Origin of the sequence: Paenibacillus konkukensis, from assembly GCF_023523925.1 — a bacterium.
In the GTDB taxonomy this organism is placed as follows: Bacteria; Bacillota; Bacilli; order Paenibacillales; family NBRC-103111; genus Paenibacillus_S; species Paenibacillus_S doosanensis.
On the sequence record NZ_CP027059.1, the window covers coordinates 1,068,498 to 1,085,443 of the forward strand.

Annotated in this window: 11 protein-coding genes; 1 reads left to right on the forward strand and 10 read right to left on the reverse strand. The window is 52.7% G+C overall.

What is annotated here, in order from left to right:
• Window positions 1-15: 15 nt before the first annotated feature.
• Window positions 16-1,503, reverse strand: a complete 1,488-nt coding sequence (locus SK3146_RS04700) for a DUF5605 domain-containing protein (RefSeq protein ID WP_249866180.1) — start codon at window positions 1,501-1,503, stop codon at window positions 16-18.
• A 315-nt stretch (window positions 1,504-1,818) separates the two neighbouring features.
• On the opposite strand from SK3146_RS04700, the gene SK3146_RS04705 reads away from it, so the two are divergent.
• Complete coding sequence (locus SK3146_RS04705) at window positions 1,819-2,862, forward strand: LacI family DNA-binding transcriptional regulator (RefSeq protein WP_310943267.1); 1,044 nt, start codon at window positions 1,819-1,821, stop codon at window positions 2,860-2,862.
• Window positions 2,863-3,016: 154 nt separating this feature from the next.
• Here SK3146_RS04705 and SK3146_RS04710 read toward each other — a convergent pair whose 3' ends face one another.
• The 9 genes from SK3146_RS04710 to SK3146_RS04750 all read right to left on the reverse strand — a co-directional run bounded on the left by SK3146_RS04710 (window position 3,017) and on the right by SK3146_RS04750 (window position 16,795).
• Window positions 3,017-3,514 (reverse strand): DUF1854 domain-containing protein, encoded by a 498-nt coding sequence (locus SK3146_RS04710; RefSeq protein WP_249863986.1) that lies wholly within the window; start codon window positions 3,512-3,514, stop codon window positions 3,017-3,019.
• Window positions 3,514-5,703: an ABC transporter ATP-binding protein gene (locus SK3146_RS04715; protein ID WP_249863987.1), complete on the reverse strand. Its 2,190-nt coding sequence runs from the start codon at window positions 5,701-5,703 to the stop codon at window positions 3,514-3,516. Before SK3146_RS04715 ends, SK3146_RS04710 begins: the two co-directional genes overlap by 1 nt.
• A gap of 448 nt (window positions 5,704-6,151) precedes the next feature.
• Window positions 6,152-6,631 (reverse strand): hypothetical protein, encoded by a 480-nt coding sequence (locus tag SK3146_RS04720; protein ID WP_249863988.1) that lies wholly within the window; start codon window positions 6,629-6,631, stop codon window positions 6,152-6,154.
• Between the two features lie 253 nt (window positions 6,632-6,884).
• Window positions 6,885-8,240: a four-carbon acid sugar kinase family protein gene (locus SK3146_RS04725; protein ID WP_249863989.1), complete on the reverse strand. Its 1,356-nt coding sequence runs from the start codon at window positions 8,238-8,240 to the stop codon at window positions 6,885-6,887.
• 26 nt (window positions 8,241-8,266) lie between these two features.
• Window positions 8,267-9,520, reverse strand: a complete 1,254-nt coding sequence (locus SK3146_RS04730) for a ribulose-bisphosphate carboxylase large subunit family protein (RefSeq protein WP_249863990.1) — start codon at window positions 9,518-9,520, stop codon at window positions 8,267-8,269.
• Window positions 9,517-10,194, reverse strand: a complete 678-nt coding sequence (locus SK3146_RS04735) for an aspartate/glutamate racemase family protein (protein ID WP_249863991.1) — start codon at window positions 10,192-10,194, stop codon at window positions 9,517-9,519. Before SK3146_RS04735 ends, SK3146_RS04730 begins: the two co-directional genes overlap by 4 nt.
• A 20-nt stretch (window positions 10,195-10,214) precedes the next feature.
• Window positions 10,215-12,224: an alpha/beta hydrolase family protein gene (locus tag SK3146_RS04740; protein ID WP_249863992.1), complete on the reverse strand. Its 2,010-nt coding sequence runs from the start codon at window positions 12,222-12,224 to the stop codon at window positions 10,215-10,217.
• A gap of 23 nt (window positions 12,225-12,247) precedes the next feature.
• Complete coding sequence (locus SK3146_RS04745; RefSeq protein ID WP_249863993.1) at window positions 12,248-13,558, reverse strand: Gfo/Idh/MocA family protein; 1,311 nt, start codon at window positions 13,556-13,558, stop codon at window positions 12,248-12,250.
• Window positions 13,559-13,744: 186 nt separating this feature from the next.
• Entirely contained in the window at window positions 13,745-16,795 is a 3,051-nt protein-coding gene (locus tag SK3146_RS04750) for a hypothetical protein (protein WP_249863994.1), read from the reverse strand.
• Between the last annotated feature and the right edge of the window lie 151 nt (window positions 16,796-16,946).

A 16,946-nucleotide genomic window follows, 5' to 3' on the forward strand; every position in this document is an offset into this window, starting at 1 on the left:
CAGTCCCCCCGTACATCAAGTCAGCTTCGTTATTAAAAGACCCATATAAGGCTTGCCCGGCAGTTCCACCCGGCATGATCCTGTGAACGTTCCGTCCAGCGGAACAGATTCCATAGTCCACGTATCCAGCAGTTGAATGTTGAATTGCGCGTCATCCGGAAGATCCACAACCCGGTAAGCCGGACGGTGGATACCGAAATATTGCAAATAATATTCGCCGGCAATGCCGATGGTGGGCACATCTCTTACAGGCAGAGGCTTCAAGCCCGGCGGAGCCTGCTCCAATACGCGGCGCAAATATTGAATGCGCGGCCCGCTGTCTCCGTACAGCCTCCCGCCTTTGGCCCACCAGATTTCGTCTTCGGGATGGATGAAGGTTTCCCCATGGGAGACATACCCGCCTCGGGTAACGCCGTCCCAGAAGCGTCGCACCATCTCCTCGCCCGTCAAATTGCCCCAGCGCTGCGGAATATTGCCCTCATAGCCGCATTCGTCAATGACGACCGGCTTACGGTACAGCTTCTGCCACTCATGCGCCAAATTCACATCCCAATGCTGGATGCTGCAATGAGTGACCCAAGGCTTGCCGTGATCGTACATGACAACGCTCTCCGGATCGTACATCCGGGTTCCATTATGAATCGAACGCAAATGATCGTAAGGGTCTTCGGTCTGCACGATGCGGAATAACCGGTCCCAATCTGACGGCGCCTTCGCTTTCATAAAATCGTATTCATTGGCCAGCGACCACCACACATTGCAATAAGGAGACAATCGGGCTATCGCATATTGCAAATAAAGCTCGTCGGCATGGGGAGGCATTGCATCGAACCCCCATCGCCCTTTGTCATACGGATGAAAAAGGATCAAGTCCGCTTCGATGCCAAGCTGCTGTAATTCCACAATACGCTTCTCCAAGCGCCGAAAGAACATTGGGTTGAACCTAGTGAAATCAAATCCGTCTCTTGGGTTGCCCTCAAAGGGAAAGAGCTCGGGTTCCGTGCCGTTGAAGCTGTAATTTTTCGGAAAGACGCACATGCGGATTTTATTAAACGGAGATTGCGACAGCGTATGCAGCGTCTCTTCCTGGAGACGGTCTTCTTGATGGGTCCAAGCGTAGCACGTTGTTCCGAACGGATAATACGCGGTGCCGTCCTCGTAGGCAAAATGATATTCATCGCGAACCCTGACAGGTCCGCGGCTTCCCGGAGCGGGCTTCGAACAGCGGAAGCTCCCCTCGATTCCCGCAAGCTCTGGAATGTTGCTGGAGGTTACATAAGACCAATCCCCCAATGCATCAGGCATGCAGCGAACACGATACATTCCGTCGCCGTCATAGAAGCCTCTCGTCCGCAGCGTCCGGTTTCCATGACGAAAAATCGCCTCCAACCGGATGTCCCTATACGGATTTCCCGCCGCCGGGCCTTTCAGCGCCAAATTAAAAATCCCCCAGCAAGGCACGCTCAAGCCGGGCTCTCCCGCTTCACGGTTAATCAAGTTCATCACTCCCCTTGACGAATTGTTGCGGCATGTAAACGGACTAAATATCTACTGAAAATTTAGCCCGCAACGTAAAAAAAGTAATCGCTTTCGTCGATTCCCACCCATATTATACCTGACCTACCCGTTTGTCAATTAGGCATTTCCACCCGATAACACGTGAATTCGATCCATTTTCCGGTTCAACTAAACCGTTTTAGTTCGTTTACTTTATTTGTTGTTTATACATTGGCAATTTAGTATAATGTTTAGTGACATTCTTCCATAAAAATACGGCAAATTACAAGGTATAACCAAAGGAGTGCATGTTGATTGAAAATGGACGATATCGCCAGATTAGCTAACGTATCCAAGTCAGCCGTATCTTTGGCGTTGAACGGCAAGCCGGGAATCAGCATGGAGACCCGGATGAAAATAATCAATATTGCCAAGGAAAGCGGGTATACCCCGCGCGCACAGACGCGAACAGAAAAAACAAGTGGCTCTTCAAACATACTTCGCTTTGTGGCATGCACCCATTCCGGAATCGTGCTGGAACATTATGCCCAGCAGCCTTTTTTCATGGAGCTTATTCATTGCTTTGAGGAGCAGTGCCGCTCCAACGGATATTCCCTGTTCTTTTCTTCCGTGCCTTCAGACCAGTTGGAACAGCAGATCGGCCAGTTGGAAACGGAGAACGAATCCAGCGGCATCATTCTTCTCGGAACGAACCTGTCCAAGGAACAAATCAGACTGATCAGCGGCAAGCAGCCGAATCTGGTAGTGCTGGACACTTGTTATGAAACGGAACAGGCCAATTTTGTCGTAATGAACAATAGGATGGGGGCCTATCAAGGAGCTAAGCATCTGTTAGACTCAGGCCATCGTCGGATCGGCTATGTGCAATCCCAGTATCGAATGTACAACTTTGATATGCGAAGACAAGGCTTCCTCGCTTGCCTGGAAGAGCACGGAGTTGCGTTTGACGAACGCGATGCGTTCACCGCTTCCCCCACCGTTGTAGCCGCCTACCCGGACTTGGTCGAGCTATTCCGCCGGCGCAGCGGCGATCTCCCTACCGCCCTGTTCTGCGAATGCGATTATATCGCCATTAGCGTGATTAAATCGCTGACCGAAGCAGGTCTTCGCGTACCCGACGACGTGTCGGTCGTCGGCTTCGATAATATTCATGAAGCGGTCGTTATATCGCCCGAGCTGACAACGATTCACGTTGAGAAAGAAACGATTGCGGAATTGGCCGTACGCAAACTGATGGGCATGATCGAACATAACGATCAGGTCACGGTAAAAACGATGGTGGACACGCACCTGGTCATCCGCAAATCATCCCGTCCGCTTCTTGAGCAAGTCAGCCAGATGTAAAGCGGGACTGGCTGTGCGGTCAAAGCCGCATGTATGCGGTAAATTCGAACGAAGACGCCTGAGAGCGGCAAAAGACCCCTGTCCTATGATGAACGGCGCGTTCCTTGCGAACCCGTTCCATCAGTTGCCCAGGGGTCTTCCCTATTTCATACGGCTATAAAATTTTGTTCCACTGCTTGCGGCTGTGCGAATCCAGAGCCTCTACCGACTCAATCTCACAGCGGCGCCCCTCGATATCCGTAATAAGATAACGCCCGGAAGCGGGCGACTGCAGATGCTCGTGCAGGTTGCGCAGCGCGAGCGTCATAGCGCCGAGCGTCGTCTCCACCTTCCATATCCATAGAGCGGGTTTTTGCGCGATGCTCTCAATGTGGGTGACCCGCGGGATCAAATATCGAAGATTCAGCTCCCGTACGGCTTCCTCCCGGCTTCCCGCCTCCAGCTCCTCAAGCTCTCGGATCAATCCGATTTCTTCCTCCTTCGGCGTGCGTACGGATATGTACTCCATCGGCCGGGAAAAGGGATAGGAGCGATACAGCAGCACCTCCGGGTACTCCACCCCGTCGATAACCGCTTGCAGAACGCCCCCTTCGCTTCGCCCGAACCATACGCTGCCGGCATTCAGCATAACGATTTCATATGGATCGCGCATCAGCTTTGCACCCCCTTAATTTTGGACAGCTCCCGCTGCGCTTCAACCAATTTATAATAAACTCCCTGTTTATCGAGCAGCTCTTCATGCGTTCCTACCTCGACGATCTCTCCTTTGTCCAGCACGACCAGCCGGTCGGCATTACGCAGCGTAGACAGCCTGTGGGCGATCGCGAATGTCGTTCTCCCCTTCACAAGACGAGAGATTGCTTCTTGAATCTGCCTTTCGGTCTCCGTATCTACCGAAGCGGTCGCTTCGTCAAGGATCAGTATGCGCGGATCGTGCACGATCGCCCGGGCGATTGCAATACGCTGTTTCTCGCCGCCCGACAGCCGGTGTCCGCGCTCTCCCACCTTTGTATCGTAGCCGTCCGGCAGCCGCACGATAAAATCGTGGGCATTGGCGATCTTCGCCGCCCTCATGATCTCCTCCGGCGTCGCATCCGGCTTGGAATAGGCGATATTTTCCGTAATCGTTCCGTCGAATAAGAAGGTTTCCTGCAGCACGACGCCGATTTTTTTGCGCAGGTCCTCCTGCTTAATCTTCTTTAGAGGGACCCCGTCGATGGCGATCTGACCTTGGGTCGGGTCGTAGAAGCGGCAGATCATATTGATCAGCGTCGATTTGCCTGCGCCCGAATGACCTACGAGACCGATCATTTCACCCGCGGCTACCGTCAAGTTAATATTTTTCAGCACGGGATGATGAGCTTCATAACCGTAGGATACCTGGTTCAGCACGACCCTGCCTTCCACCCAATCCAGCGGAACCGGCTCGATATCGTCAGACACGTCCGAAGGAGTATCCATGATCTCGAATACGCGATCGGCGGAAGCCATCGCCCGGCTGGTCCAGTTCAGCGCCTGGCTGAACCATTGGAGCGGACCGAACAGCATCCCGAGGTAAGCGGTGAACGCCATTAACGTACCGAGCGATATTTGGTCGCGCAGCACCATCCAGCCCCCGAAATACCATACCAGAATGGCGCCTGAGGTAGAAATAAGGGCAAACAGCGGGAATACGCCCTGCCACATGCCGTCGGCCCGAATATTTTGCTCCACAAGCTCCAAGTTCGCCTCGCCGTAACGCTTCATCTCCGTTGGTTCCTGTCCGAACGCCTTAACGACGCGAATGCCTTGCAGCGCATCGCCGACCAGCATATTGAGCCGGTTGATCGCTCTCCAATGACGGTGCCAGCGGGAGCGAATCGTCGGCCAAATGATCATCGAGGTAATCACGATCAGCGGCGTAGGGATAATCGCGTAAATCGCCAGCTTCCAGTCGAGACTGACCATCATCGCAATAATCGCCGCCAGCATCAGCACCTGCCCGGAAATCCACATGACCCCGTCGGTCAAAAACTGTCTCATCGCTTCGGCATCGCTGTTGACCCTGCCGATAAATTGCGACGTTTGCCGCCGGTCGAAAAAGCCGAGCGATAGCCGCATCAGCGAAGAATAAATATCTTTGCGGATATCCCCCATCAGCTTGCCGCCCACCCAGACGCCGACATAGCCGCGCAGCGTCTGCATGACGGACAGCATGATTCTCGTCCCGGCAAGACCAAGCACAAACCAGAGCAGGGCTAATCCGACGGTCTTCGGCTGCAAAACGTCATCCACAATCACCTTGGTGAGAAAAGGCGGCACCAGCTCCATCAAGGTTGCGGCAATCAGCATCAGCGCGGCCGTCGTCATCTGCGCGCGGTAAGGCTTGGCATAGCTCAGCAGCCGGACGGCCACCTTGCCTTTGTCCGTACAAACCGAGCATACGGAAGTGCCTTCCAGCAGCGGCGTGCCGCACTGCTTACATCGGCGGGGCAAATCCTTGACCGACGCCGCAGGAAGCGGCTGATTTTCAGAAAGCGCTTTAATAAGTCTGGCGGCAAAGCCGAATTTTCCGGCATGACCGGAGGTATACCGGACGAGCGCAACCGGGCCCTTCGGCGTGTCCGCGGTCAATGTGCCGCCGCCGATCGCATTGACGATGCGGCAATCGGCGACCTGAGCCGCCAGCAGCTGCGCGAGCCGTTCCCCAGTGCGGCTGCAAACCATCACCTCGTCCTCGGTCACGATCAGCCACCGTTCCCCCTGCCCGCCGTGCTCATCCACATCCGCCATAGCGGCGAATAAAGCCGGAGCGGCCAGCTGGGATTCTACGGCAAGCGGGAGCTTTTCCAAAATCGACATGAACTGTTCTCTCCTTTTCCTAAAGGCATCTTTCTTCTTACCGATTCGGACGTCTCTGCAAGCGCTTGTCATCGAGTATATGTACGAACATCATTGGACGTTCGGCCTTACCTAGCTTATGCCTTATGGAAATATAATCCAAGGGCGAGAAAAGTTTAAAATAAACTTTACTATGGAAACACAAGGCATGGGAACATGCATTCCCGTAATTGTCATTTTAACAAATATATCCGGAATATGTAAGCCATTATTTTCCTCATTTATATGTTTCTCACATTCCATATAATATGAAAGGATTGCCAAATACTTGGCAGAAAAAGCCAACTAAGAGGCAATCCTTATTAAGTTATATCATAGTTCCTAGAATCGTTTTGAGTTAACCGCATAATTATTCAAATCTTGTCGAAATCTCGATGCATTAAATGATAGAGATAGTTGATAGTGATTATTATTGTACTCCAATATAAAAATCAACAATCAATCTTTTCCCGCCTGTTGACATACCACTTAACATAACATCGACGGGGCCCGAGTAACCTCCCATATTTAAATTAATGTCATCATTTCCGTTCCAAGGTAGTTCAAATTCCTCAGAGTGTCCGTAATATTGTATTTGTAAAAATAGATATGGTATATCACCAGATTCCCATGCTTCAGTGTTCCAATGAATTTTCAATTGATTAGCATTTGTAACATTGGTTGTGCCAATTAAGTCAGCGAAGCAATACGATGAGCCTAAAGATGTAAGACGATAACTCGCGCCGTCATCATAGGTATGCGGCTCGAATATGTCGTTGCAATAAAGCCCTTTTTCAGAGACGAGAGTCGACCAAGTAAAAGGCGTAAAACTCGCCGCGAATGCTGATTGAGAAAAGGAGAGTAGGGAAATTATCAGAACAAACGTGGTTAATAGTTTTTTTATTTTCAAATTCATTTGCCTCCTGATAAATGTATTTAATTAGTTGGCCAACTAACCATATATTACCATATATGTATTTTCAAAAATATAGGTGGAAGTTATCACATTCTATTTATGATTTATTATATTGTATTTGTAGCATCAAAGCGGCCATCTCAAGACAACTGCCAAAAAGCCTTTCCGGCCAGAACGCGCGTCACCTGCCCGCAATTCCACCCTAGCCTGAAAGGCTTCTCTTGATCTTATTCGCATCGAACCCGCGTTATCCCCCTGTGCGTACCCGTTCGAAGAAATCAGGCGGGCCGACCTGTCCTCCCTTCAACACTACTTCCAGTCCGTCCAGCCTTTCGTCCTCCGAGTACGCCCGGCATAACGGTCCGCCCGGAACGACCGGCGCGATCATCTCCAGCGCGTATAAATTCAATTGAGAAGCGGCAAAGCCCGAAGTATCGCCTCCGGCCAGCACCAGCCTTCTCACTTTGGTGTGCAAGATCAGCTCCCTCGCCAATGCGCCGAGACGCCTGCCGATCAACTCTCCGCTCGCCGCCGTGCTTCGCCCACGCTCTCTAAGCATCGCCTGTGTACGCTCAATGGCATCGTCTTCCGGCCCGAGCGCGGTATACAAGATGACGCTGTGGCCGACACCGAGCAATCTGCTTGCCTGTTCCAGGAAGGGGACCAACGCCTCGGACGCCTCATCGTCTTCCGCCATACAGAGCTCCGCCGGAACCTTTATGCCCGTGAAGCCATGCGCCAGCGCCCACTCAATCTGCGCCTGCGTAACGGGCGAGCAGCTGCCGGAGATGACGAGCAGCCGGTCCACAGCGTCCGCAGGCGCCATAAGATACTCGGAAGGCAGCTCGCCTGTACTCTGCCAATGCGTAACGAGCGCATACTCCACGCCCGAGGAGCCGACGGCAAACAGCCGCGTCTTCCCGCTTTCCCGCGTCAGCAGCGCGCCGATGCTGCGTAGATGCCGCTCGTTGAGCACGTCGAACAAAACAATATCCGGCTGCTTCGCCAGCAGCTTGCGGTAGGCCTCCTCCAGCAGCTCTCCCTCTTGCTCCAGACTAATGATATCCATGAGCTCAATGGTCAGCTCTGTCTGTCGGGCCAGATGCAGCTGCAGATCCGCCTCGTTCATCGAAGTAATCGGATGCTTTCGCAAATTGGGATGCCGGTCCAGCCGTACGGCATGATCTCCGACGGCGGCAAAATGATTGCCGAAGACGGTATAGCGCCCGAGCACGGGAGAACCCGCTACGACAGGGATATAGGGTCTATCCGGGAAATGCTTCTGCGCAAGCTCGATCACTTTGCCGATACTGCCGGTCTCAGGAGAGGAATCGAAGGTAGAGCATACTTTATAATGGGTGATGGGAGCGCCGAATACCCGCAACGCTTTAAACACCTCGGGCAAAGCGCGCTCCATTTCATCCGGCCGCATCGTACGGCTGACTCCGGCGACCCCGAAGCCGTCGTAGCCGGCGAATTTGGCGTCCCACAGCGCCTTGTCCGGCACTTCCATGAATAAGATGACGCGCAGCCCTCCCCTCGTCAACGCTTCCAACACATCCGTCGATCCCGTAAAATCGTCTCCGTAATAACAAATCCGCATTGGACTCTCACCTTCCCGCTTCGGGTTTACCCCAGCAAATCGAGCGCCTGCCGCAGCTCTGGACGACCGGCGGCATATTCCTCCAGCGGTACGCCCGCGAGCGCCGCTTCCCAGCCCTGCACGAAGCTGCGGAAGCCGGCGCCGAAGCCTCCGGGATGACCGTGAATGCCGCCTCCGGCGATGTTCATTACATCGACCGTCTGCAGCTCGCGGTATGTTTGCGGAGCCGATCCGGCCCATTGCTTCGAGGAAAGCACCGGAAGTACTCTGTCCGACTCGTCGCGAATCGGTGTCAGGCAACCGCGGACTCCGTCAATGACCGAAGCGTTATCTTCATAAAATTTATTGTTCAGCCCATTCACATGCAAATGATCGACTCCGCTCAGACGGCACAGCTTCTGATAGGCGGCGAATGACATGCCGAGATAAGGATATCTCGACATCATTCCCCATTGATTGCGGTGACCGTGTATACAGACCTGCGCATGTTTGCGCAGATGCGCCACGCCGGCCAACCCGATGCTGTTAATACTTACCATTACGCAGTTGCCGCCATGACGCTGCACCGTTTCCAGATGGCGCAGCATCGGCTCGATATCGTCCGTAATGTTGAAGGCGTACATCGTCTTTTTACCGGTCCGGTCAGCCGCTCTCTCGATTTCTTCCATCGCGGTCTTGACGCGTTCCTCCAATGGGGCATAAGGAGGGTTTCCGTGTACCTCGTCGTCTTTGATAAAATCGATTCCGGCCGAGGCCAATTCGCGGACGATCAGACGCAGCTGCTCAGTAGGCAGGCCGACATTCGGCTTAATGATCGTTCCGATAATCGGCCTGCCGTAGACGCCGGTCATTTCTCTTGTCCCGCCGATCCCGTAGCGCGGCCCTTCATACCGCTCGCTGAAAGCTTCCGGAAGTTCGAGATCGATTAGCCGTATGCCGGATAGTTCTTCCAGCTCGAACAAGTTCCCTGCCACTGTAGCCAACACGTTAGGAATGGAGGGGCCGATATTTTCATAAGGAAAGGCGATTTGGACGATGCCCCTCTTATATTCTCCTTTGCTTCCCGAAGGAATCTTGGCTCCCGGAAGAGACGGAAACGGCGAGCTCTCCAGCGGCTGAATGGACAAAATACGCGCCCGGTGCCGTTCCTTCAAGCTTTCCGTCTCACCCGCAATCGGCATGAAAGTCCCTGTGGACTGCTCGCTGACGATAATCTCCGCAGCCTGCTCCAATGAGAAGGCCGTTTCCAGCAAATAAGTAGCGACAATCGGGCTGCTCATCGCGCGTTCACCTTGCCCATCCGCTCTAGCTGTTCCCTGACGGCGATAATGCCGAGGCGAGGGCTGGAATACACGGGGAGGCCGGTCGCCTGCCGCAGTGCTTCTTCCATCCGGATCATGGAGCCTTGCGCCAATACGAGCACATCCGCTTGCTCCGCCGCTTTCTTGGCCGCTTCCAGAATGAGGCGGTCATGCTCCTCCGGCTGCCCCGACGTTAACGCCTGATACGCTCCCTCTGCCAGAGCATCGGCAATATTTACACTGCTGCCCTTCAATTCCGCTTCCTTTTGCAGCAGCCTGCGAGTCGGCTCCAACGTAGTGGGCAGCGTAGCCAGCACTCCGATTCGATCGAAGCCCTGCACAGCTTGCTGCGCCATCGCTTCGTCAATTTTCACAATAGGCACACCGATCATCGGCTTCGCCCAATCGGCCACTTCGCCGACGGACGAGCAGGTATTGAAAATGACGTCGGCTCCGAGCTCCTCGGCATGCCTGTAATATTGGAACAGCCTGCGGGTTACTCCCGGCGTTACCCGTCCTTCCCGAATGACTTCGGCGATGAGGCTATCGTCCAGCAGCGTCACCAGACGGCAGCCGGGAAGCTCTTCGCGAAACAACGGCTGAATTCTTTCTGCCAATCCTTGCCCTGTATAAATTGCGGCTATCGTTGTCATAGTTACCTTCCTCCTCTTGTTTAGCTTGCCGAATGGCTGTTCGCGCCGAGCCGATCAACCGGACTTCCAGTTCCCTCCAGCCGCCCGTCGCGGTCGAGCCATTGCCGTGCATCCGGCAAATCCAAATAACGAAGCATTCCCGGCATAATGAAGCTGAGCGAATCCGTTTCGTCATAGAACGGTTCCCTGATCCAATCGGCTATGCTGTTCATGCATTCGTCCATTCGAACCGATGCTGCTCGTGGGTCCAGCAAAGCCGCCAGCGCTGCATACATGCCGTATTTCCCATGACCGTACAGTCGGATGTCGCTCGGGTCAATATTTTTGAGAGAGAACGCCAGCTGAACGGCTCGCAGAACATCATAGGTGCGCACGGCGGCCATGCTGTCGCCGAGCCACATCATTTCATCGGTATGCCGGTCGATAATGCCAAACCGTTTGAACGGCCGATCCGTCGGCGAGTTGAGGTGCGGGAGCAGCGGGCCGATTCCGGTCGGATTCAGAACGAACGCAATTCGGCCAGCCGCACATGTCTCTTCAATCCATTGGGCATGGGCCTCCAGCTGACTGGACCCGCCGTCCCACACGGCAATCGTCACCGGCAGCTTCTGACCGTGAAGCCTGGAATCATAAAACTGCAGCGCATGATTAAGCAGCCCAGGCTGACTCCACCATATCGAACGAAGCACCCATAGCTGACCTACTTCCCCTCCGCCGGAAGGGCGAGGATTCAGATCGCACAACTGCCTGTTATAGAACACCGTCCGTTTCAGCCAAGCCATAGCCCGACTTTTCCGTTCTTCCTCGCCAAGCGCTGCCCGCTTTCCTTCAAATAAAGCTAATCTATCCACATTTTCCGCAAAGACGCTTTTCGCTCCTGCAAGCTCTCCGATGACCTGACCGCTCTTTGTGCACAGAAGCTGTTCACTCGGTATCAGCTCAATTTGCTCCTCGGACGGAGTTACGGCACTGCCATTCAAATAGTTGGAGAAAAAGGCTGCCGCCGCCTTAGCCAGAGGCACCGTGAACCGGTGCACATTCTCATCCTCGAATAGCTGCAGATCTTCGCCTCGGCCGAACATATCCCAAAAGCGGCGGTTGACCCCGACCGTATGACGAGGCGCTTCGATAGGCACCGAATCGTAGGTAGTGGCAAGAATCATTACGGGACGGGGAGCCATCGCCAGCACAATATCTTCGTGATCGAAGCCGTAAGCGGAGAAACCCGGCCACTTCTGCTCCGCATCCTGCGCCTTGCCCGTCAGCAAAAAGTAAGGACGGTTCATAATAAAACCGCCCGGCGCTGCGGCTGCAATACGCGTATCGTACATCATAAGCAGCGAGGTTTGGGTGCCGCCCCCGGAATGGCCTGTAACCCCGATCCGCTGCGGGTCAACCTCGGGGCGAACACTCAAATAATCGACGGCGCGCATGGCGTCGTGCAGCATATAACGGGCCAGACTATCGCCGAGCGGCATACACTGGCGGCCGACATTTTCATGCTCCGTCACGCTGGTCATCGGAGCCTGGTCCGTCTGCGGATCATAGTACCCGAACCGTTCTCCCTGTCCCACCGGGTCCAGAGCCATCACGACGAGTCCGGCGTGGACCAGATAATGGCATACCGTCTGATATTCGTCGCAATGCTTCGCCTGTTCCCTATGTCCGCACAGCAGCAGCACAGCCCCTCTTCGTTCCGTAATCCCATCGGGTATATATACATTCGCAGTTGCGTATACTTCCGGTCTCGGTTCAAAAATCACTTTGTCCACGCGGAATCCGCTGCCTTCCACAGTGCCTGTCACCTTGGCATTCAACGGCGTATCGGAGGCGGGCATGCCCCCGATACATCTCTCCAGCCCTTCGCGGATCTGCAGTTGTCTCTGCTCCAGCGTCTGACGGTCTTTGATCGCAAGACGCGCTTCCTCTCCACGCTTGGCTGCCCGCATAGCCGCCTCGTATACCCACCGTGGCAGCTGGCTTTTCACATCGAAGTGGGCGATGCCCACATTTTCAAATTTATCGTACACTATCGTTATCTCTCCTTCTTCCGTTAATGAGCTCCGGTCGCCCCGGCCACTGTCTTTCCGGCCAGCAGCTCCGTTATCCGAACGGGCTGCCCGGTTTGAGCCGACTTCCATATCGCCTCGCCGGTCAACACCGAGTACGCCCCCGCCTCCGCTCCCGCCATAATCGGATACGTTCTTAGCGGATCGGCGCCAAGGAACAAATCCTCCAGGAGCAGCGGATCTCCTCCCCCGTGGCCTCCGGGACGCGGGACGACATGAATCGTCTCTTTTCCTCCGAACAGAGGGTAGTACTCAATCGTCTGCTCCGGCACCGGATAACCGGCGCGCTTGGAGAGAACTTCCTGCGTTTCAATGCGGCCTTTGGTGCCGTTAATAGCCAATCGGTAGCCTTCATACGGCAGGGAGAAATTAACCGAATAACTCAGCATCGCTCCTTTGTCGTATTTGACTACCGCAGTATAGGTATCTTCAATGTCGATCTCGGAATCGAAAATGCAGCCGTCAGCCCGGTAGCCGGTATAAGCTCCCGGTTTCACGTCCAGCTGCGTCAGATGATCGTCCTCCGGAACCACTTCTTTGCTGCGGGTAGACCATCGCATAAAATATTGACAGCGCTGCTTCACTTGACAGGTGCCGCAATATCTGCCGTCTTCCCTGGCCGGATTCAGCTCGCCTTCCGGTCCGAAATAATGAAGGGCGCCGTACGCAAACGCCTCCAGCGGCTTTTGATCGATCCACCAGTTGACAAGGTCGATATGATGCGTGCTTTTATGTATGGACAAGCCTCCGGAATTTTGTCTTTTGCGATTCCACCGTTTGAAATAGCTCGCCCCGTGATACGTATCCAAATACCAGTTCAGATCGACGGAGGTTACCTTCCCCACTTTCCCCTCAAGCACCAGCTCTTTTATTCTCGTATGGATCGGAGCATAGCGATAGTTAAAGGCGACGTAGAGCGTTCCTCTACTGCCGTTTTGCGCCTCCAACACCCTACGACAGTCACTGCTGGTCGTAACCATCGGCTTCTCCGAAATAACGTCCAAGTGATGCTCCAGACCCTTGACGATATACTCGGCATGGGTGTGATCAGCTCCGGCTACGATGACGACATCCGGCTTCGTCTCCTCAATCATTCGCTCGAATTGCTCCGGAGCGTAGACGGGCAGTCCGTTCAATGCGGGAAACTTGCGGAAGCAATTGGCGAACCTGCCCGGATCGGCGTCGAGCAGCCCGACAATTTCGCAGTAGGGCTGGAACGTCTCCAGCATGGAACGGATGAACATTCCGTTCGCTCTCGTGCTTACCCCGCATATGACATATCTTTTTCTCGCCACAATGCATTCCCTCCATTCTACTGTAAGTATACAAAGCTACTCGATGCAAAGAATTAGTAAATCCGATCTTGATTATAGGCGGATTGCGCTCAGCCTTATATCAGCAAAAAAATTGCCTCCGCCATATTTAAGACGGAGGCCAGGTCTATTTAAAAGGAGGAGAAAACCGGAAGAAGAAACGCTGGATTATTTCAAAGTAACGACCACATTCTTTTCCTTTTGGTCGGGCCCTACGGCCTTGATTGTGAAGCCTTGCAAATTCACTTTGTCCATAGAATATTGGCCGCTCTTCGGCTTAAAGACAAGCTTGTAATCATCGGTCATGTACAAGGTATCCTTGTCCTCTTCCTTCGTGCCCGCTTTATAAGTCACGTCAGCAAGCGTGATACTGACGCCGAATAAGTCTAAAAATGGTGTCGCCATCTCCGAATTTTTATTCTGGGATTTATCTGCTGTATTTGTAAATGTATTATTAAGGTCATCTTTTACTTGCAGGTTACTAAACTTAGTATCCCAAATATAATAATCGTTGATATCCGAAGGCGATATTGTTTTTGCCCCGCTATATTTGAGTTCGCTAAATTTCAAATCAGAAGCAAACACGGTTAAATTCATCTGGACTGTCTTGGTACCGTTAGGAGTAGTGAATCCGATAAGCGCGGTCGTGCTGCCCGGATTCAGTGCAACAATTTTCTTAGGGTCGCTCGGATTATCCACGGAGACAATATTCGGAGTGGAAAAAACCACACTCGTTATTTTTGGAGTCGGAATCGAAATATCAAATCCATCCTTATCCTTTGCTACTATATTTTTAAAATCTTTCACTAAATTGCTCTTGTTAGCTAAAATGTATTTGGCATCGCTTTCGATGGCTATCTTTTTTTCCTTATTCGATCTCTGAATGATACCTTGATCGATTAAGAATTTACCGACTGCAAAATAACTTGAATCCATCTCCGCGTAGTAATTAAGCTCCCTGTCCTTGCTGTTGAGCTCGGCCCAGGTAAAGCTCTGCGTCCTCGCCGTCATCGAGCTTATTTCAGCGGCAATCGGCCACTTCGTCGGATCGGTTTCCTTAGAATCCTGCTTCGCTTTGACCAATCTTGCCGTTAAGGAGTAGCTTCCCAGTTTTTTGGTTGCTGGCGTCACTTCGACTCCTTTGCCGGCCGCATCCTTCGCTAACTGCCTTATAACCGGATTTGCATCGTTGATTGCCTGCTTGCCGCCACCGGTCGCTTTACCGGTATATGCACCTTCATCGCCGCCGATCCGTTTAAGCTCGTATTCCATCTGATATTCGTTGCTTGTTGGAGTAAATACCTCGTCGTATTGATCTTTAATATTAAATTTAAAAGTAAAACCTTTATTGGCTTCAGGAATCAGCCTATACACATGCGTTTGATCAAAATCGAGCCTCTCCAGCGTGACAGGTACTCGTTCGTCTTTCACATCCAAATCGCGGACGGTTTTTTGACCGCTGTCCCTCAAGGAGGCCTCAATCGAAGCTTTACCTGAACCTGTAGCTTCCAATATCGCTATATTGCCCCCACTGTTAACGGCTCCACCATCGCTGGAGGAAGGGAGCTTAATGCCTCCCGTGCTTCTTACCTGAAGCTCTCCGGACTTATATAAGTCCAGCTTTTCTTGCGTGCTGAATACGTATCCTTCGGCATCGCGCACAATTAATTCAAGCGATAGGTTCTTATCCCCCTCCGCAATGACGCCGGACGGCTCCTTCACTTCCACGCTCGCTGGAACCTTCGGCGTCACCACACTAATTCGCAAACTCGCGTCTTCCCCCGACCCCATGGACATCAGATGAAGAACAGATGACGTATCGTGCTTGAAATCGGAGTAGGTTTCCAGTACGAGCTCGGGATACCCGTCGTTATCGTAATCCTCAAACGTGTTGTCCTTCATATTAGAGAACAAAGATTCTCCCTCGACACGCTTGTAAATGCCGGTTTCCAAATCCTCCAGATTGTCCATCCGGTAGCCGTATTGATCGTACGCCGTGAACGATAAGTAGGCTTTATTGCCCGGCTGCAAATATTGTTTGCTGCCGTGAATGGCAAGCTTGCCTAGTTTAATTTTCGATACGATTGCAAAATCTCCGATAACGAACGACTTATTCACCCGCAAATCATTCGTTCTGTCATAGATCGATACCATAATGCTGCTGCCGCGTTTTTCTTCCGATAAATCCAGCTTGAACGCCTGCTCGCGGGGAACGTTGCTAACCGATATTCTCGAGGCATACACATCGAACATACCGGCGGCCGCTTCGGTTTGCTCTCCATACTGGTTCAGCTGCCTAAAGTCGACGATAACTTTGGAACGAGGCAGCTGGTCCGACGAGTTTACGAACTCCAGCTTTTCCGCACGTTCATCCTCCGCAGTAAATTCGGCCGTTTTCGTTTCTACGCTGTCATCGTCGAGTCCGGACAATTCAACCGTGTAGCTTCCTTTCCGCAGCTTGGATTCCAATGTGATCGTAGCGGATTTTTTATCTTCCGACCAAGCTAATGTTCCAGGCCACTCGACTCCGTCCTTTTTCACGGTTAATACCGCTCTTGACGATTTGGTCGAATCAACGGCTTTGTCGAAGGCCACCGTTACTTTTCTCGCACCGGTCGGCTTCGCTTCAGTAACGGAAATTTTACCCTCTTCGATCATAGTGAGCTCTTCGTAAACCCGCTTCGCTTCATAAGCCGACTCCACGAGCATTCTTCGCGTCACCATCCGGTCGCCGTAGAAATGTCCGTCATCCTGATTTTGCATAATGTTCAATTGCAGCGCCATCGTAACGAACCGCGCTAACGTATTGGAAACCTTGTCCAAATTGGAAGGGCTTGCGTCCGTAATCGGCGTCACTTTCCTTGCTTCATCCGCTTTGCCGATACCGTAAATCAAATATTTGGCGAAATCCTGCCGGGAAATGTTGCTGTCTCCGTCGACCACCATACCGTCGCTCGTAATCAAGCCCAGCTTTTCAAATTCGGTCCGGAATTTATTTGTAAGCGCTTCATCATCCTCGCTGGCAAAAATCGTCTCGCTTACTCTTACGAACTCGCTGCGAGTAATCATTTGATCGATGCCGAAATCGTCTTCAGCTTCCGCTTGCAGCACACCCTTGGCCAGGAAGAAGTTGAACCTGTTCTTCAACTCATCGGGCAGCGCTTTCAAATCGTTGTATTGATCCGCCAAATTTTCCGTCCCGATCGCAGTAGCTGTCACGTCCTGAGCTCCAGCTTCGGCCTCTCTCTCAACTGCTGGGGCAGCCTCAGCGTCGGTTTCACTATTTACAGTCTCTACCTCAGCATTTGCCGCCGCATTCGTATCGGCATAAACGACCACCGACATCATGGACATGGATAGTAGGGATAAC